Source organism: Exiguobacterium sp. s36 (assembly GCF_018618345.1).
Lineage (GTDB): Bacteria > Bacillota > Bacilli > Exiguobacteriales > Exiguobacteriaceae > Exiguobacterium > Exiguobacterium chiriqhucha.
In genome coordinates, this window is record NZ_JACSLW010000002.1 from 1 (window position 1) to 16,817 (window position 16,817).

Sequence of the window (16,817 nt, forward strand, 5' to 3'; positions counted from 1 at the left end):
AGACAAATCGACTGGTATGCGACGGCGAAGAAATCGACTTTGCAAACGAAACTGTACCAGCCGGTCAATCAAGACATGTTCACGGTGTACCTCGATTTGTCAGCTTCGAACGGGATCGGCCTTCATCATCAGTTCGAAGAATTGATAGAGGATACGGCATTGGTCAGTCGGGAATTGATTGAAAGCGGCGGGAAGGTCGAGCTATTTGTGAACCGATTAGATCAAAAGGGACATGTCAATCACTTGAGCATCCAAGAAGGGGCGAAGCAGCTTAAAAACATCCTCGCTTTACTCTCTAGTCTATCGGAGCAAGATCACTATATGGGTTCAACCCGTTTCTCGCCTTACGTGACGAAAATAAAAAACAAGCAAGCTCAGCTCATAAAAATAGCATCACCTAACTGACTTTTTAAAAGCCCAGTTAGGTGATGCTATTTTTTTACCTTTTTTAGTCTTCAAAGAACCACTTCTTACGCGGTTCCACTTTCAGGTTGTCCCCGTGCTTCTTCATCTCGGTGATGAGGTAGCGTTCGAGCTCATTCATCGCCTTGACCCAATCTGTCATCGTCGCGACGAGCGGGACGACGGTCAGGATGAGGTCCTCCTCCTCCTCACGCATTCTCTCAATCATTAGCTTGGCGAAGTCGAAGTTCTCGTGAATCAAGTCCTCTTCCCGGTCGATGATGTGCTCGTTCTCTAATTCATAAGCCGAGAATAGACGCTCATGCCGTCTGAGCAAGTGCCGCATATGACGCATCAATTCGTCCTCGAGCTGAGGTGGTAGATGTTCGAGTGTCAGAAAATCGTCATGCAGCTTGTCGAGCACGTGGATAGCGGCACTGTTCGTATCAATCATCTTCGACTTCAAGACGGCCCGGCGATAAATCGGCGTCTTCTTCTCGAGCCAGCGGTTGGCTTTAATCTCTTCTTCAAAGAAGTCGTACGTCGTCTTTGAGGCTCGATGTTTCTTTTTCGTCTCATCGAGTGACTCAAATGACGAGCGTCCTCCCTCTGTTTCCGAGAACAGTCGCGCGATGCGGACGGCCATTTGGGAGACGGTCGCGATCTCGTCCTCAAGCTTCCGCTCATAGCGCGGCGGGAACAAGAGCGCATTGACGACAAGCGCCACGGTGATCCCCATCATGATGAGCAAGTAACGTTCACCGGCGAACATCCAGACGGGCATGTCCGACTGGCTCGCCCCTTCCATAATCAGAATCGTCGTCAAGATGACGGTCCGGGTCGTCGACTCGAGGTTCAAAAAGAGAAGGATCGAGATGGCGATGATGATGACGACTCCGATGGCGATCGGTGTCGGGTTCGGCGTCAACATTAATGAGAAGACGGCGAGCAAAGCCCCGATCAAGTTCCCTTTTAGTTCTTCTAATAGCCGGACACCCGTCTGATAAACGGACGGCAATAATGCGAGCGAAGCCGCGAGTGCCGGTACGACAATCTGTTGAAATTGAAATGCCTCGGCGATGAGCAATACCAAGGCGACGGATATCCCGGTCTTGATGGTTCTAGCTCCAAATCTCATGCGGTGTCGACAACGAAGTGTCTTCCTCCCTTATACACGTCTTAACTTTTTGTATCCCACTTACCCTGCCCTGAAACCTCACAACTTCAAGCCGTTGTCTCCTGTTTCGATAGCGCTTCCGTGGTATGATGGCGTTGGATATTTTCTTTAATCTTGATTGGGAGGGGTTTACTTGTCAACCATTGCTTTATTTGGAGGGAGCGGCCGCACGGGGATGCGGTTGCTTGAACGTTTGTTAAAAGACGGCCACGACGTCCGACTGTTGTCACGTCGCGAGGTCGAACCGAGGGATCGTCTCACGGTCATCATTGGTGATGCGACCGATGCGGATGCCATCGCAGAAACGGTGAAATCGGCCGACGTCGTCATGTCGGCGCTCGGTACGGATAAGCAGGACGTCTTGTCCCGCTTCACGCCGTTCATCATCTCAGCGATGCAAGCAGCCGGGGTCACGCGCATCTTGACGGTCGGGACGGCCGGCATCTTGCAGGCACATGATTCTGACAACTATCGTTTCGAGACCCGTGAGTCGAAACGTTCGATGACGACCGCGGCCGAGGATCACGCCCGGGCATATGAACTGCTCGATGCATCAACGCTCGATTATACAATCGTCTGCCCGACCCAATTGATTGAAGACGCGTCCGTCGGGAACATCGTCATCATAGCTGACGTGCTCGGGACACAGAACTCGGGACCAATCTCGCGTGACGATGTAGCAGATCTCGTCATTCAAGCCTGGGAAAACAAATCATATCGTAGACATCGCGTCGGCATCACGACGGAATCATAAGTAGGGGATGGGGATTTATGAACGAACAACGCATGCGCCTCGCGCAATTGACCGACGTATTTGACACACAAACTGAGACCGAGTCGGCTCGTCTCGCCAAGACCGCACTCCGAAAAGTGACACAAAACGAGATTTGGATCGCGGTCTGTGGTCATTTCTCGGCCGGTAAGTCGACACTTCTCAACAATTGGCTCGGGGACGGTGTGTTACCGACGAGCCCGATTCCGACGAGTGCGAATATCGTGACGCTTCGACATGGGGAAATCGGGGCATCCGTCGCCGTCAACGATACAGATTGGATTCGACTCGCGCCGGATGAGCTCGACCGTTTGAGCGACTACTGCAAAATCGAAGAGATTAAAGAAGTCGAGTACGCCCTGCCCCGCTTCCCGTTCGGAAGCGACGTCGTCCTCATGGACACGCCCGGAATCGACTCGACCGATGAACGGCACCGTCAAGCGACGGAACGCTCGCTCTTCCTCGCCGACCATCTGTTCTTCATGATGGACTACAATCACGTCCAGTCCGAACAAAACATTAAACTGATGAAACAGTTTAGCGCCGAAGGACGTCCCTACTCGATCATCATCAACCAAATCGATAAGCACGATGAAGGAGAGCTTCCGTTCAGCACGTTCAAGCGTTCGCTCGAGACCGCCTTCACCCGCCATGCGATCAATCCGGACGATATGTTTTACATCTCGCTCCGTGAGCTCGATCACCCGGAAAATGAAGTGGAACGCCTCCGGACGTACGTCCAAACCGTCATCGACGCCGCGCGGGAACATGCGGAAGCACGCGCCGATTTGCTCGTTGACACGTTGCTCGCCCGGTCCACACGTGCGAACGACGCGCTCCTGAACGAGTTGCCGGTCATCGAGAAGCAGCCGACGGAGATTCAAGCCCGCCTGCAACGTCTCGACAAAAAATCGATATGGCTCACCGCGTTCCGCCGCGAGTTCTTCAAACACCAGACACCGATTGTCGCGAGCGCGCCGATCATGAACTACGAGTTCCGCGAACTGTTGCGGGACTATCTCGAGAGTTGTGCGCCGGAGTTCAAGGTCGGCCTGTTCTTCTCAAAAGAGAAGACGCGCCAGGAACGGCTGCGTCGTGAAGACATTGCCGTCAAGGAGTTCAACCGATTGATTGATACGAACCTTCGCCCCCACTTGATCAAGTACGCCGAAGACATCGTCCGCGATTTGAAACTGCCCGAGGCGATTCTGTCGCGTCCTGACACGTTACCGGCCGCACCGAGCACGCTCATCAGTGACCAAGTGAAGTCCGGCGCATCGCTCAGTGGTGACACGGTGCTTCAATTCAGCCGCGACATCGAGTCGGCGCTCGCCTCTTGGGTGACGAAAGTGTCCGAACCGTGGGTCACGTCCGTCGAAACGTATCTTGAGGTTGAAGGCCAAGACCGAATCCATTCCATCGAGACCGAGCAAGATGAGTTGTATGACATGCTCGACACGTTGGCGCTACAACGTCAGCTCTCCGAACAACGAGACGAGCTCACCCATTACACGACACGTGACCTCTCTGATTCACGTATGACGGACCTTGAGACCCGTCACTACGTCACGGCCGACCAATTGCCGCAGAAACAAGTCGAACATCAGCAACAAGAAGTTGCTTCGACCTCGCTTTTGGTGGATGATATTACTGCTTTGTCTCTTGATTTTTCGTATGAATATGCGGTATGTGAAATATTAAAGGACCATCCGTTATTCAAGTCACGCGTCAAATCGCTCCGTCATAAATTGGCCCGGGCCGAATCCGAGACGTACACGCTCGCCATCTTCGGTGCGTTCTCGTCCGGCAAGTCGTCGACGTTGAACGCGTTGCTCGGTGAGACGGTGCTCCCGACGTCACCGAACCCACTGACGGCGTCGATCACGAAAATCGTGCCGCCGAACGGCCGTGCCAACAAAAGTGCGTTGATCACGTTCAAGACACGTGCCGAGCTCGAGGCGGAGCTGAACGATTACGGGGCGTCACTCGACGCGCTCCATCTCGACCACTCGTTCGTCAACGCCGTCAAGAACGCTCCCCTATCCTATCTCGGCAGCCAGGAGACGGTCGACTATGACACGTTCTGCTCGTTCGTCACGGAGGAAGAGAAGAGCTGTATCGTCAAAGAGATCGAGCTCGCCATCGACTCCCCTTGGGCCGAGCGCGGCATCATCTTCGTCGACACGCCGGGTGCCGACTCGCAGTTCAACCGTCATAGCGAGGTGCAGTTCGGCTATATGCGTGACGCCGATGCCGTTTTGTTCGTGACGTATTACAATCACGCCTTCACCGAGGCCGACCGAGAACTCGTCATCCAGCTCGGACGCGTCCAAGGGACAGGTGACCATCACATGTTCTTCCTCGTCAACGCGTCAGATTTGGCGGCGGATGAAGCGGAACGGTTCGCCGTCACCGATTATGTGTCGAACCAGTTGACGAAGCTCGGTGTCCGTCATCCGACGGTGCTGCCGATCTCGAGCCGAAACGCCATTCAGGGAACGGATGCCGGGTTCGACCGATTCTCGGCCAAACTTGAGCAATTCGTCGACCACGATTTGCGTCAGGCGAACGCGGTCCGCATCAAAGATGAGGCACATGCCCTCGTCGCCGCGTTCGAGGACGTCGTCAGCGAGGCCGAAGCGGATGCGAGCGTCAAGGCAGCCCGTCGTGGCAAACTCGAACAAGTGCGCACGTCTGACAATCGTCTCAACGTCACGACGCTCGAAGACCCGTTCAAGCGCGAGACGGACGAGCTACTCGCCCACCTCGAGACTCGCTCGCTCTTCCGGCTGTCGGACTTCGTCAAAGAGACGTTCCACCCGGTCGAGGTCGATGGGTCGAAAGCGAGCCTCGAGCGCGCCCTCACCCGGACGCTCGACAAGTATGCGTATGACATCCATCAAGAGTTGCAAGTGTTCCAATATCGACTCGAGCGCTTCTTGAAACGAGAGACGGAACGCTTGATCGAGCGCGAGACGCTCAAACTGCGTCCGCTCCTGCCAACGTTGTCGTTTGAGGACGACAGCGACATCGATTGGTTCCGTGACGCCGTCGACCCGGTCACGTTCGAGGCGGCTCCGTTCCGTCCCGTCTTGAAGCACTATAAGAACGCGAACCAGTTCTTCGAAGGCGACGGCCGGACGAAACTGCGCGACGACTTGAGTGCCCTGTTGAAGACGGCGGTGCGCGAGCAACTCGCGCGCGTCGGAAGTCATCAAGTCGAACGGACGGCGACGCAGCTTGCCGCGCTCGAGACGACGCTCAGCCAGAACTGGGACCGTGAAGTGAACGACCTCGTCGCCGGCGAATTGAGCATGCTCTCGGACGGTCAATCGTTCCAAGACATGACACAGCGCCTCGCTGCGCTCAGAAAGGACTGAACGCATGGGTTCCTTGTTGCTCGTCGGCTTGATTCCGGCCGTCATTATGACGGTCGCACTCGGCTTGTTTATCCGCCACCTGTATCTGAATAGAGAGTAGACTTTAAAGGATGGGGTCGAGACCGGCCCCATCCTTTTTTATGACAGCATGAACGGCTTTCACACCACTACTTGACGGTCCCAAAGCTTTTCGACGCTCACGAGTTCATCGTTGTCGAACGTCACTTTATATACGTCCGGCATGTCGATCTCTTCCCAGAACGAATAGCCGTTTTAGTCATCTTTTTATGGATTCCGCCCGACGTCCGACTGGCCCGATTGCAACAACGGGAGCTCGAGCGCTATGGAGCGGCGGCACTCGCTGGCGGCAGCCTATACGAGCAATCACAAGCGTTTTTGAGCTGGGCCGCCCTTTACGACCAAGCCGGGACAGAAGTCAGAAGCAAGACGTTGCATGAACAATGGCTGGCTGAACTGGCTTGTCCCATCCTAAGGATTGAGGGTGACTACTCGACCGAGGAACGTATCGCGATGGTGATGAATGCGTTAAAGCGGGATCAGCATCAATGATATTCCTTCCCGATTCTAATTTTAGTGAAATGAATTTCAGCGCTTGCCGGCGGGAACAACAGGTTACATACGAATACCTCGGTTCCGTCCAACATGTAACTCGAGACAGCGATATCGTGCATGAAGTAAGGTAGCTGTAGTCTCGTTAATTCTTTTATAGGTGCCACGCGGTCGTTCAAAGGAGCAGAGATGTCGACTTTGATACACCCTAAAAATTCAATCAGATGATGATAATCCTCATTTTCTTCCTCAATTTTAACTGAAACTTCATCTCCATAATACCGACAATCAAACCCGAGAACTCGAGCATCCCAATAATATATCTTTTCAAATTCATCTAGAATCTCTTGTGCATTCATTTTTTGTTCCGCACCTTCTCTTTAGAATAAGAGACCCGAGCACATGCTCGAGGCTCATTTGTTATACGTCGGCAGGATACCACACGTCGATGCGCTGCCGGATGTCGGTTATGACGTCCGCGAGTGTGAGCATATCGTCAATTGAATGGACCTCGGTCTCCCGCTCTCCTGCCTCAATCATTTTCACGAACGTCTGAATCTCATACGTCATATGGCTCGCCTGTTCTAAACCGAGTTCGACGGTCGTCCCGTCGCGGCCAACGAATGTCAACCGGTCGAGCGAACCGATATCGTCAATCACGATGCGTCCCGCTTCCCCGATGATTTCAGACGGGGCGTCCGTGCCATGGATCTTCGAGTGGAGCACGATGATGTCCATGCCGTCATAAGACAAGATGGCCGAACCACTACCGTCGACGCCTGACTCGAGCTTGACCGCGTTCGCCTGCACGCCGCCCGGTCGTCCGAACAGTTTCAGGGCCGGGCCGAGGCAATAGACGCCGAGGTCCATCAGTGAACCGTTCGAGAAGGCAGGATTGAACGTGTTCGGGTTGTCCCCGCGCTTATACAAGTCGTAGCGTGACGAATATTGCGACTTGTTCAAGATGACACGCCGGACCGGTCCGACGCGATGGAGCTCTTGACGCAACACCTTGAAGTTCGGCATGAACAAGTTGCGAAGCGCCTCGAGCAAGACGACGTCATGTTCGCGCGCCGTCTCAAGCATCTGTCTCACTTCCTCAACGTTTGAGGCGAACGGCTTCTCACAGAGGACGTGCTTGCCGTGGCGCATAAACAGCAGGCTCTGCTCGGCGTGGAGCGAGTTTGGGCTCGCGATATAGACCGCATCAATCACCTCACTGGACGCCATCTCCTCGAGCGAGGTGAACGTGTTTGGAATATCAAATTCTTCAGCGAACGCCGTCGCGCGTTCGTCTGTCCGAGAATAGACGGCGGACACGGTCGCGCCTGCGACTTGATGGGTCGCTTCAATGAAAGAACGGGTGATAAAGTTCGTGCCGATGATACCGAATCGAATCATGGGAAGATTCCTCTTTTCTTTAGGTTGGGATGACTTTGCTAAGCATGATTTCGTCATGGAGCGGGATGCCGTACTCCCCGATGACGGGGATTGACGGCTTATGGATCCGGGCCGCATCGACTGCGCCCGGGATGATCCGTGTGAGGCGCCAGCCTCGGCGTTGGTAAAACGCGAGCGCCCGCAGATTGTCATTTGTCGTGATGAGCGACAGCCGCTCAAGCTGATAGTGCTTGGCCACTCGCTCCACGGCATCGAGGAGTGCCGAGCCGATGCCACGCTTCTCCTGCAAACTGTCGAGCGAGATGATTTCAAGCTCGTCTGCTCGAATGACATACGTGACGAGCCCGATGATCACGTCCCTTTCCGACCAGACGAACCCGTCAAGTGCGGCGCAATCATACGTCCCGGTCGAGATGACCATCTCAGATGAGCCCCAGGCATCGATAAAGAATGCGCGGACCGCGTCACGCTTCGAAGGGGTAATCGATTCAATCATCGTCGAATCACTCCGCCTCTCGGGCAGGTGACGGTTTTGGCGCACTCGCCTCGGCGTAGATACGGAACTGTTTGAACTGTTCATCATAAATCAGGCGAATCGCCCAGCGGAACGCTTTTACATATAGGGTATACAGCCATGAGGACGGTGCGAGTGTGATGCGAATCGTAACGTCCGTCCCGTCTGCTGTCTCGCTCAATGTGTATGTCGCCGTCGACACCCCTTGATTCGTCATCGCCTGTACCTCGCACTCATATGGACGATTGACGGATGTTAAAATTGATTCGACCCGAATCTCTTTCTTATCCATTTGTTGGACCGAGATGAACCGTTTTCCCGTCACGAGTGAGGCGTCACCGTCCTCGTAGATGTTCTCAATCAAATGGTCGTTCCATTTGATGATATGTTCGTCTTCTGCGAGACAAGCGAACGTGTGGTCAATCGGTGCGTCGATTGTCATCGTATATGTAGCCACTTCAAGTTGTTTCAAATCAAATCCCCCTTAAGAAATCCCTTTTGGATAACGGATGTACTGGCGTTGCCCCTCGATGATTGCCTTATTCTTATTGATCAAGTGGTCGTAATTCAACTTGAACATTTGGTCAAAATCAGTGGCCTCGAGCACGTCTAACGCCTCCATGTTCTTCTGCATCTTTTCTTTGCCGACCGCAATTCCTTTGATGAACTTCTTTTCTTGTCGAGACAGACTTGACCACTCTTGTGAATTTTCGAGAAACGCCGCGAACGCTTGAATATCTTCACCCTGACTCGTTAATATCTTCAACGTTTGATGTTGATAGATATCTGCTAGCACGGCGAATTCTTTCATCTTAGACAAATCTGTGTCCGTGATGTGCTTTCGGATTAATACGTCATCGTTATAATACGCCGTATAGTCTTGAAGCATCTGATTGAACGTTTGCTGAATCTCCCAAAAGTGAGCAAACGCGTCTCTCCCCTGTTGAACTTGCGGGCTTGCATCCACAACCGGTATGTCCAACGGTTTCGTGTAATAAGAGATTGGAATGTTTGAGCGCTCTGTCGCCATACGCGACAGGTTGCCGCTTAAATCGGCAAAATAAGACAGGTTCGGCTGCGCAATCAGCACTTCGTCCACGACCTCTTCCCCGATTGTAAAGTAGGCGCTTGCTACCGGTTGATTGTTTCGCGTAAAGCCTGCCATGTAATACGGCGTTCCATTTACCATCCAATAGACTGGATTGACAAAAGCCCCTTCGGTCCATTTCTTATGTTTCTTTGCCTTTTTCATGAGTAATGTCGTTGTATTGTGCCACATCGTTGAATCTCTCCTTTTTGTCTTGCTGATGATTTTTTCGTCATACGCTAGACAAATAAACGTCTATTCACTCGGCACGAGAACTGTCAGCTGTTAGGTAAACACTTCGATTGGTTGCTTCTTAGTTCCTCTATTCATTGTAGTGAGATTTTGTTCGACCTATTCGTCGTCCTTGTCAGTGGACGATTAGAGTGATGAACGTCTGTTTAATATCAGCCACTCGATTCGAGCAAGGGTTGACGTTTCTATATATACGGCCGGGACAGCAGAGTCACGATACATATTGGACTCGGTTGCAAGTCCGTTCATCCACGTTTGAATCGATACTTCGGGCAATGTCAGCGTGATTAACGTTTTCTCAATCTGAAGCGAAGATCGATCACCGCGTTGCACTGTTAGGCGTGTTTGAATTTGAGAGGCACCTGAACCATGCGTCTTATACATGACATCGAACGATTCGATTGAACCTTCTAGGCACTGACTTAACTGGCGATGTATTACGAGACGTTTCGAGGCGGGATAAAATAAGTTAACGATGGTTTGCGAATCACGGACAAATTCTAGCATAGGACTCCTTTCCAGAGTTGGACCTCGAAGTTGGATTGTTCAATCGAGTGCTTTCTCGAAACAAATATACCGTTCATGCCCTTTCGGTTTTGAATCGAAATGGACGCTTCCGCGTTCGACGTAGCCGTGTCGTTTGTAAAAGTTGCAGGCGGCCTCATTCCCTGAGAAGCTGTCGAGTCGGATGCTCGTGTAGCCTTCTGCTTTCGCCAACTGTTCCGAGGCACGCAACATCGCTTTTCCGCTCCCTTGACCTTGCCGCTCCGGATGCACCATCAAAGAATGGATGACGAGTGGCCGAGCGTGACACCAGTCGATCGCCTCCCATTCCGGCGACTGCCATTCATCGAGCACGACGACTCCGAGCAACTCCTCACCGTCTTTCATGATATAGACAGAATCGTCTTTGATACACTCCTCAAAATAGGCGCGGTTCGGATACGTGTCGTCCCATTGAAAAATCTGTCGGGCGAGCAAATCGTCTTTACAGGCGAGATACAGTCGTTCGATTGCATCTACATCTGATGGTTTGGCTAATGCGATTGTGATCATTCCAATGCTCCGTTCTTGAAGGTGATTATTGCGGATTGATGATTCGCTCATATTTCATGTACTCGTCTTGGTTCATACTTAGACCGAACAGCTCCGTGATTGTGTCTTGCCGCCACGTGATGGGATTAAAATACTGTGAGCCCGTGTCGAACCAGCGCCCCTTCTGATCAAATCCCCACGTATACTTCACCCGGTCTAGTCCTTGCTGGATAAGCATCTTTCCTTCTTCCGGATTAGAATAAAGGCGGCGCTTCCCGAGCCACAAATACGGTTCAGGTGCCCACGGGCAGTGTTCAATCGCGAGTTGAAAATACTTGTGCTTCAAATGGCCGAATTCTTTTGCCAACGCAATGCACAGCAAGCCGCTCACTTCTTCTGGCCCTTGTTCGATGAGTGACGCTGCCAAGGCGACGTGTTCGTCCGTGATGACAAAGTCATTCCATCCCGTCCAATATAAGGCGAGCGCGAAATAGAACGGGTCATCCGGATGAAACGTATAGGCAGTGAGACCGAAGCTGTTCACCCGGGCAAAATCTTCGATGGTATTTATCAACTCATACCCGATCAGCAAGTCCCAGCGGCTGTGATCGGTCGGGTCCATCATCACGCGGTCAATCAACATCTGTTCGATGCCTCGGGTCTGTTGAAGGTACTGTTCGAGCTGTTTAAACTGTTCTGCCTCAACGTAGGCGTCGATGCGATCGTTCATCGCTTGTTGTTCCGCTGAAAGTTTTTCATTTCCTGAATACAGCTCAAAAATATTCCCTATAGCCTAATCATTCAAAAATGTGTTCTCCTCTCATGCGTCGCTTTCCACGATGCGCGCCAGTTCTTCAATCCGTTCGCGGGTGATCCCTTCCCGCTGTTCGACGGCAAGCGGATGGTCGGTCGGCTCCAATTCGATGAACGGCCGCATCCCCACTTCTCGGGTATGAACGTTCGTCTTTAAATTAAGGGTGTCCGGATAGCCAGGTAGTTCGGTTGCGAACCAGCCGAACATCGGGTCAAGTTCGATGCGGGACGGCTCATCCCACAAGTCGAGCATGCGGAAAAAATTGTCGGCACTAAGTGACACCCAGACGTTCCAAGAAAAAATCTCATCTTCTCCGACAATCGGGAGTTCCACACAGCCGTAGACGAAAAAATGAGCCTCATCGACGACACAAAGGTCATCGGTCAGTACGACGCGTCGCTTCAACTGTTTCTTCGTGAAGCCTTCGATGCTTACCGGCATGACAGAACCGTAACCTATCGGGGTTTCAAGTTCCTGGCGACAGTTTGAACACGGACAATTGTCGAGATGATCGCGTTTTTGGGAAAAAGGATTTATCATAGTTGCTGCTCTCTTTTCTTTAAAAATATTATATTAACGGTATGTGAAATAAATTTATTCGAAATACTCCAGAATGGTTTCTGGGTCATACTCCAATCCAACCAGATCGCTCGACCAATCGAGGCCGCACAGCAGCTCATCATCCGACATGTTCGGCAACCAGCGTTCGAGGAACAGGTCGACCGGCAACTCAATCACATGATAGTCGGCCCACTCTTCAGCCCGGCAAGCGAGCGCAAGCTCTCGGGACGAAAAGAATAACAACACGTCTGTCGCCTCGACGTGCGATGGTGCGTACGCCCATCCATCGTCCTGTTCCGCAGATATTCCAAAGACGAGTCCATTCTCCTCGACTCGTTCGCAAAACGTCTCGAGCACGTCATTCTCCGCCTGCTTCACTTCGACGAACGCCTCAATCGAATGCGCCGCCACCTCCAGGTCATCCATCTCGTGCCACCAGACGTAAATCGTCTCACGGTCGTCTTTTAGAAAACCGAGCTCGTCACCGGATCCGTTCGTCGCTAGCGTCACGAACCCTTCCGGCAACTCCTCTTGCTTCAATTCGTTGGCCCGAATCACATCATCCCACGTCTTATTGAAGAACCGCTCGTCCTTAATCGGATAAAAGAACCACTCTCCGAGTTCGAACTTGTTCCCGTGACCCCATGCGTCACGCAAGCCATCCGGGAAGCGCACCCCGATTTCTTGTTCCACCTGTTCAATCGCTTCGACCGAGAAGCCAGGAAGATTCGTCTCAAGTCTCATCTCATCGCCCTCTTTCTAACATCAATAACATGAGTATACTGAATTTACAAAAAAGAGGGAATTGATTCCGACAAGTTGATGCAATGATTAACGCGATTCTATCGCGCTAATCGTTTGAGAATGTAAAAAGGACCTGTACATCAGGTCCATCGTCACGAGACATCATTCGGTTGTAACCAGTAACTTCTTAGTCGATTCAACGACACCTAGATGCGTCATCACTCATCGAGGAACTGAACGCCGTTCACTTCATAATCACCGATTTGAATGAAGTGGAAGGTCGTGCCCTCTCCTAACCCTCTAGCCGCTCCCGAAAACTTAGCTACAACGTCAGGGCGTTTCCGCGCACCGAACGGCCATTTGTACAACAGTCCGTCTTTCAAGAAGTAGCCGACCTGACCTCGGACCTTCAGCGCCGAGCTATCGTGAAGAAGTTTCGGTGTCTTATACTTGTTAAGTCGCCCGGTCACATCGATATGAATCAAGTCATACCAAATCGACGGACAGAGCCAGACCCCGGTTCGATTTGCTTGCAGTAATTCGCAATCGACGATGGTCGGCGGACGTACTATATCGGACTGATAGCGCCGTAACACTTCACCTGTCTGCGAGAAGCAGACGAGTGCCTCGGTAGAAATCCCATCGCCGAACACCCCCTCGTCGACATAGCCGATCCAAATCCCCGTGTCGTTGACGGCGACCGCTCCGATGGCGTTGCCCGCATGGAACGAATGAAGAATCTTACCCCGCTCATCGATGACCCAGGCGTTGACGGGAGTCTCCTCGAGCGTCACATCGACGACCAGAAACGTTTCTGAATCAAGGAGACGGATGAATGGCGAACTCAACTGAAACGGCAGTCGCAGCGTCCGCTCGTTCCAATAGACGACCGGGCCACCCTGATTCACCAGAACAATCAAGTCATCCCCGAATACATCGGCATCAACGATTCGCGAATCTTTCGTTTGGTATAGCGTTTTAATGTACAAATTCACTTGATTCACGTCTCCTAACCCTTACTTAGCTCTCGCTTTCTCCCCTTTAGCCATAGACGATCAAGCCCTGCACCGACCACCGCCCAAAATAGGATCGTCACCCCATATTTGACGAACATCGTGATATTCGAAGGGTGGGTGAACGTCTCGACGAACCAATGCGTCTCCATGACCCAAAACGGAGGACTCGTCAGAAAGAAGAGAATCGATTTGTCATCAGCGCCGCTCCCATTATAAAGACAAATCAGCACCGCAAAAAGTGTAAGCCAAAACGTAAACGATTTGAATCGACCCATCGTCATGTCCCCTGTCGTGTTTTGGGTGTTTAGCCAGATTCGACCGTGTCCGTTCAGTGATGCAATCGGTTCTCATACTGTTCGAGCGTCGTGCGAAAACGCGCAACCTGTTCCGGCGTCACCGGATCGGTCATTCCATAGCGCTCGTCCAAATACGGCTTGAAATCGACGTCCGTCAATTCGATGCGTCGTGCCCACTCTAAAACCGTTTCCGTCGGCAACCATTTCTTCGCCGATGGCAACGCCTGATTGAATGCGATGAGAGCGTCCCGAATCGTCACACCGGTCCAAGCCGGTTCCTCGACACTCGTCATCGAGCTCGGGACTGGATGACGCGAGAACGTCCTTGTCATGAGCGAAGCTGTTTCGTCAACTCGCTTGCGGTGCTGAAAACGAATGTTAGCGGCAAAAATCAGTACGCTAAGCAATACACAGGCTAACAACAATACCCAATAGAAGAGGCCATCGCCTCGTTCGATGACGGTCGTCACGGAATCGATCGTATAATCCAAATAATCCAGTTTCAAACGAGACTGTTCTTCTTCTTTTGGTATCCTCATCTTTCCTTCGGACGACTCCATCAAATACTCAGATTCTGCCGGTGTCGGTCGTAACTTTAATCCCGATGTCGGAGGACGATACCACCACTCGATTAAATATGAGATGAGACGTATTCCGACAATGACCATCCCTACCGTCAGCACTGCGGTCAACCCAAGCCGAATCATCCAACGCATGGCGTCGCCTCCTCTATAATCGGTTTCCATATCAATTGTATCATCGAAAGTTTCATTTGGAATATCCATCCAGAAAGTTTCAGGCTTTCGTTCACAACAAATGCATCTTGGCGACCTTACTTGTCGGTCGCAATTTCAAAATCAAAGTCGCTAATTCGTTCGCTTCAGCATCCGTCATTAATTTGTCGGGAATCGCATTGAAAAAGAGCAAATATTCCTTCAAATCTATACGGTTAGTATCAAGCTCGGCAGCACGTTTCGCGTGTTCAAACGCCCGTTCATAGGCGTAAGGATGGTGACAGAACGGTTGGCTCATTAGAAGCGAAGCGGTCTCTTCCCAATCAGCAGTCTGCTCAACTTGAATCTGATCGCATACGATTTCGTAGACCATTAAATCATCCGTTTCAAACGCCACTTCAAGAAATGTATTTAACACCACTTCATGAGGGAGCGACTTCCCTAGACGTTGAACGGTCGCTCTGTCGTCTGAGAGAATTGCCTTGTGTAGTTGTTTTTTCAGACGCATTTGAACGTTTGCCCCTTCCTATATAATTTGTCTAAGCTCTTTTTTTCATTCATTTCCTTCTTTCTTTTTTTAGTCTGACTTCACCTATCCATCTTGACACACTATCCCTTTAGTGTAAAATTACACTTGTAAGTAAATGTAAATATAACCCTCATCAAGAAAGGGGTGTCCTGATGGGCAATCCAAAGAACTGCCTCATCGTGTTGTCATCGCTCTATGTGCTCGCATTTATCGTGAACCTGATTCCTTCCATCATGTTCCCTGATGCGACGATTCAGCCGATTCATGCGGTCGCATCCGGCTTACTGCTCGTCTGCATGTTCGGGACGTGTTTATTACGGAATCGTGTCGCCAAGCTGTTGATTATGGCTATTCTGTTCGCAAGTGTGACCGTGTTCACCTTGATCAGTTTCGAGTCGTACGTCTATGACATCGTGCTATTGGACGCCTTGTTCTTAATCCAGTATCCGCTCTATATCCTGTTCGTGACACCACTGTTCGGGCTCAACTACTTCCTGAACGTCAATCCGGAATACGTCGCCTTGCTCGTCTTTTTCATCGCAATTTTGTTGCTCGTCATCCATGAACTCGCGGTGACACGATTCGATCGAATCAAACCATGAGCGGAAGTTGCATCACGCGTCGTTTTCAAGCGATGATGATCTGCGGCACGAGCCTTTTCATATCCATCGTATACCTTTTGTTCTCCCCGAATTGGATTGGACCAGGATTCATGTGGATACTCGGAACGATGATATTGTTGGCAACCTCTTCAATAGGATTAACGGTTCACCTTTCCAAACATCGGGGATGGTATCGATCTAAGTACATTTTCGTAGGCATCGGCATATTCTTGATGCTTGGACTCATTTCCCTGTATATCTTGTGGTACGTTATTGCCATCAACATGAATCACACGACATCACATCCGCTAGGAGGACTCATATGAACTTCTATATCAGCTCCCGTTTCTCGAACATAGAAAAGGTCAGAGCCCTACGCAATCACCTACTCAACGACGGCCACACGCATACATACGACTGGACGACGAATGACCGCGCCACGTCACTTGAGGACTTGCGAGCCATCGGCACGAACGAGTTCGAGGCAATCAAGGCGTCGGACTTCGTCGTCATCTTGCTGCCGGCCGGCAACAGCAGCCATGTCGAGCTCGGAATCGCCCTCGGTGCAGGTGTTCCACTGTTCATCCATGACGCTACAAATCGTTTCGACGATGTCGAGACGACGAGCACGTTCTATCATCTTCCCCACGTCATCCAACTGACGGGATCGCTCGAGGACGTACCTCGGGCCATCACGACCCACTTCGCAACATGTGTTTCGCCTTCTGGAGCCGTAATCGGGTGATGTATTGATATGGGGTGTACCCGGTCAACCCATTAAAGTTGCGGATGAACTGATATTTGCTCTGGTTCGCCAAGCGGCACAAGTCGTCGACACGGATGACTGTCGCATAATTCTGTTCGATATACATAGAGACGGGTCCATGTGTTCGACTTTGAAGAGACGGGCGCGATGAAACGAATCTGTTCG

Annotated in this window: 20 protein-coding genes and 2 pseudogenes; 6 read left to right on the forward strand and 16 right to left on the reverse strand. The window is 51.5% G+C overall.

What is annotated here, in order from left to right:
• Window positions 1–405 (forward strand): annotated as a pseudogene (locus KNP95_RS05440) (DUF58 domain-containing protein); the annotation flags it as partial.
• Between the two features lie 43 nt (window positions 406–448).
• On the opposite strand, the gene KNP95_RS05445 reads toward KNP95_RS05440, so the two are convergent.
• Window positions 449–1,540 (reverse strand): FUSC family protein, encoded by a 1,092-nt coding sequence (locus KNP95_RS05445; protein ID WP_214707830.1) that lies wholly within the window; start codon window positions 1,538–1,540, stop codon window positions 449–451.
• A 172-nt stretch (window positions 1,541–1,712) separates the two neighbouring features.
• On the opposite strand from KNP95_RS05445, the gene KNP95_RS05450 reads away from it, so the two are divergent.
• The 3 genes and pseudogenes from KNP95_RS05450 to KNP95_RS05460 form a co-directional block, all read left to right on the forward strand.
• Window positions 1,713–2,333, forward strand: coding sequence for an NAD(P)-dependent oxidoreductase (locus KNP95_RS05450; RefSeq protein ID WP_214835996.1), 621 nt, complete (start codon window positions 1,713–1,715; stop codon window positions 2,331–2,333).
• A gap of 17 nt (window positions 2,334–2,350) precedes the next feature.
• Window positions 2,351–5,731, forward strand: a complete 3,381-nt coding sequence (locus tag KNP95_RS05455) for a dynamin family protein (RefSeq protein WP_214835999.1) — start codon at window positions 2,351–2,353, stop codon at window positions 5,729–5,731.
• A gap of 273 nt (window positions 5,732–6,004) precedes the next feature.
• A pseudogene (locus KNP95_RS05460) lies at window positions 6,005–6,301 on the forward strand (P-loop NTPase family protein); the annotation flags it as partial.
• Here KNP95_RS05460 and KNP95_RS05465 read toward each other — a convergent pair.
• The 14 genes from KNP95_RS05465 to KNP95_RS05530 all read right to left on the reverse strand — a co-directional run bounded on the left by KNP95_RS05465 (window position 6,295) and on the right by KNP95_RS05530 (window position 15,263).
• Window positions 6,295–6,660 carry a hypothetical protein gene (locus tag KNP95_RS05465; RefSeq protein ID WP_214756625.1) on the reverse strand — a complete coding sequence of 122 codons (366 nt, stop codon included), beginning with the start codon at window positions 6,658–6,660 and terminating at the stop codon, window positions 6,295–6,297. The pseudogene KNP95_RS05460 and the gene KNP95_RS05465 overlap by 7 nt on opposite strands.
• Before the next feature lie 61 nt (window positions 6,661–6,721).
• Window positions 6,722–7,702 (reverse strand): Gfo/Idh/MocA family protein, encoded by a 981-nt coding sequence (locus tag KNP95_RS05470; RefSeq protein ID WP_214756626.1) that lies wholly within the window; start codon window positions 7,700–7,702, stop codon window positions 6,722–6,724.
• 19 nt (window positions 7,703–7,721) lie between these two features.
• Window positions 7,722–8,198 (reverse strand): GNAT family N-acetyltransferase, encoded by a 477-nt coding sequence (locus KNP95_RS05475; RefSeq protein ID WP_214756628.1) that lies wholly within the window; start codon window positions 8,196–8,198, stop codon window positions 7,722–7,724.
• Between the two features lie 7 nt (window positions 8,199–8,205).
• On the reverse strand, window positions 8,206–8,688 hold the full coding sequence (locus tag KNP95_RS05480) for an SRPBCC family protein (RefSeq protein WP_214756630.1): 483 nt from the start codon (window positions 8,686–8,688) through the stop codon (window positions 8,206–8,208).
• Between the two features lie 12 nt (window positions 8,689–8,700).
• A complete protein-coding gene (locus KNP95_RS05485; RefSeq protein WP_214756632.1) occupies window positions 8,701–9,495 on the reverse strand; it encodes a hypothetical protein in 795 nt (264 codons plus the stop codon).
• Between the two features lie 186 nt (window positions 9,496–9,681).
• A complete protein-coding gene (locus KNP95_RS05490) occupies window positions 9,682–10,062 on the reverse strand; it encodes a hypothetical protein (protein WP_214836002.1) in 381 nt (126 codons plus the stop codon).
• Window positions 10,063–10,101: 39 nt separating this feature from the next.
• A complete protein-coding gene (locus KNP95_RS05495) occupies window positions 10,102–10,662 on the reverse strand; it encodes a GNAT family N-acetyltransferase (protein ID WP_214836004.1) in 561 nt (186 codons plus the stop codon).
• On the reverse strand, window positions 10,637–11,320 hold the full coding sequence (locus KNP95_RS05500) for a hypothetical protein (RefSeq protein WP_214756636.1): 684 nt from the start codon (window positions 11,318–11,320) through the stop codon (window positions 10,637–10,639). Before KNP95_RS05500 ends, KNP95_RS05495 begins: the two co-directional genes overlap by 26 nt.
• Before the next feature lie 90 nt (window positions 11,321–11,410).
• Window positions 11,411–11,944, reverse strand: a complete 534-nt coding sequence (locus KNP95_RS05505) for a DUF2199 domain-containing protein (protein WP_214756637.1) — start codon at window positions 11,942–11,944, stop codon at window positions 11,411–11,413.
• A 54-nt stretch (window positions 11,945–11,998) separates the two neighbouring features.
• Window positions 11,999–12,709: a DUF2750 domain-containing protein gene (locus tag KNP95_RS05510; protein ID WP_214756638.1), complete on the reverse strand. Its 711-nt coding sequence runs from the start codon at window positions 12,707–12,709 to the stop codon at window positions 11,999–12,001.
• 218 nt (window positions 12,710–12,927) lie between these two features.
• Window positions 12,928–13,713 carry a TetR family transcriptional regulator gene (locus KNP95_RS05515; RefSeq protein WP_214756639.1) on the reverse strand — a complete coding sequence of 262 codons (786 nt, stop codon included), beginning with the start codon at window positions 13,711–13,713 and terminating at the stop codon, window positions 12,928–12,930.
• Window positions 13,714–13,718: 5 nt separating this feature from the next.
• On the reverse strand, window positions 13,719–14,000 hold the full coding sequence (locus tag KNP95_RS05520) for a hypothetical protein (protein ID WP_214756640.1): 282 nt from the start codon (window positions 13,998–14,000) through the stop codon (window positions 13,719–13,721).
• A gap of 53 nt (window positions 14,001–14,053) precedes the next feature.
• Window positions 14,054–14,737, reverse strand: coding sequence for a hypothetical protein (locus tag KNP95_RS05525; protein WP_214756641.1), 684 nt, complete (start codon window positions 14,735–14,737; stop codon window positions 14,054–14,056).
• 91 nt (window positions 14,738–14,828) lie between these two features.
• A complete protein-coding gene (locus KNP95_RS05530; protein ID WP_214756642.1) occupies window positions 14,829–15,263 on the reverse strand; it encodes a hypothetical protein in 435 nt (144 codons plus the stop codon).
• A 173-nt stretch (window positions 15,264–15,436) separates the two neighbouring features.
• Here KNP95_RS05530 and KNP95_RS05535 point away from each other — a divergent pair, with 173 nt between their 5' ends.
• Window positions 15,437–15,886, forward strand: a complete 450-nt coding sequence (locus KNP95_RS05535; protein WP_214756643.1) for a hypothetical protein — start codon at window positions 15,437–15,439, stop codon at window positions 15,884–15,886.
• A 322-nt stretch (window positions 15,887–16,208) separates the two neighbouring features.
• Window positions 16,209–16,631 carry a group-specific protein gene (locus KNP95_RS05540; protein ID WP_214756645.1) on the forward strand — a complete coding sequence of 141 codons (423 nt, stop codon included), beginning with the start codon at window positions 16,209–16,211 and terminating at the stop codon, window positions 16,629–16,631.
• On the opposite strand, the gene KNP95_RS16205 is transcribed toward KNP95_RS05540, so the two are convergent.
• On the reverse strand, window positions 16,579–16,758 hold the full coding sequence (locus KNP95_RS16205) for a helix-turn-helix domain-containing protein (protein WP_215114825.1): 180 nt from the start codon (window positions 16,756–16,758) through the stop codon (window positions 16,579–16,581). The genes KNP95_RS05540 and KNP95_RS16205 overlap by 53 nt on opposite strands.
• Window positions 16,759–16,817 lie beyond the last annotated feature (59 nt).

Excerpts from the sequence above, each read along its gene's own strand:
- KNP95_RS05495 (WP_214836004.1), bottom strand. The coding sequence starts at position 10,662 with ATGAGCGAATCATCAATCCGCAATAATCACCTTCAAGAACGGAGCATT.
- KNP95_RS05475 (WP_214756628.1), bottom strand. The coding sequence starts at position 8,198 with ATGATTGAATCGATTACCCCTTCGAAGCGTGACGCGGTCCGCGCATTC.
- KNP95_RS05535 (WP_214756643.1), top strand. The coding sequence starts at position 15,437 with ATGGGCAATCCAAAGAACTGCCTCATCGTGTTGTCATCGCTCTATGTG.
- KNP95_RS05485 (WP_214756632.1), bottom strand. The coding sequence starts at position 9,495 with ATGTGGCACAATACAACGACATTACTCATGAAAAAGGCAAAGAAACAT.
- KNP95_RS05530 (WP_214756642.1), bottom strand. The coding sequence starts at position 15,263 with ATGCGTCTGAAAAAACAACTACACAAGGCAATTCTCTCAGACGACAGA.
- KNP95_RS05520 (WP_214756640.1), bottom strand. The coding sequence starts at position 14,000 with ATGGGTCGATTCAAATCGTTTACGTTTTGGCTTACACTTTTTGCGGTG.
- KNP95_RS16205 (WP_215114825.1), bottom strand. The coding sequence starts at position 16,758 with ATGTATATCGAACAGAATTATGCGACAGTCATCCGTGTCGACGACTTG.
- KNP95_RS05465 (WP_214756625.1), bottom strand. The coding sequence starts at position 6,660 with ATGAATGCACAAGAGATTCTAGATGAATTTGAAAAGATATATTATTGG.
- KNP95_RS05510 (WP_214756638.1), bottom strand. The coding sequence starts at position 12,709 with ATGAGACTTGAGACGAATCTTCCTGGCTTCTCGGTCGAAGCGATTGAA.
- KNP95_RS05525 (WP_214756641.1), bottom strand. The coding sequence starts at position 14,737 with ATGCGTTGGATGATTCGGCTTGGGTTGACCGCAGTGCTGACGGTAGGG.
- KNP95_RS05445 (WP_214707830.1), bottom strand. The coding sequence starts at position 1,540 with ATGAGATTTGGAGCTAGAACCATCAAGACCGGGATATCCGTCGCCTTG.
- KNP95_RS05500 (WP_214756636.1), bottom strand. The coding sequence starts at position 11,320 with ATGAACGATCGCATCGACGCCTACGTTGAGGCAGAACAGTTTAAACAG.
- KNP95_RS05540 (WP_214756645.1), top strand. The coding sequence starts at position 16,209 with ATGAACTTCTATATCAGCTCCCGTTTCTCGAACATAGAAAAGGTCAGA.
- KNP95_RS05470 (WP_214756626.1), bottom strand. The coding sequence starts at position 7,702 with ATGATTCGATTCGGTATCATCGGCACGAACTTTATCACCCGTTCTTTC.
- KNP95_RS05490 (WP_214836002.1), bottom strand. The coding sequence starts at position 10,062 with ATGCTAGAATTTGTCCGTGATTCGCAAACCATCGTTAACTTATTTTAT.
- KNP95_RS05505 (WP_214756637.1), bottom strand. The coding sequence starts at position 11,944 with ATGATAAATCCTTTTTCCCAAAAACGCGATCATCTCGACAATTGTCCG.
- KNP95_RS05455 (WP_214835999.1), top strand. The coding sequence starts at position 2,351 with ATGAACGAACAACGCATGCGCCTCGCGCAATTGACCGACGTATTTGAC.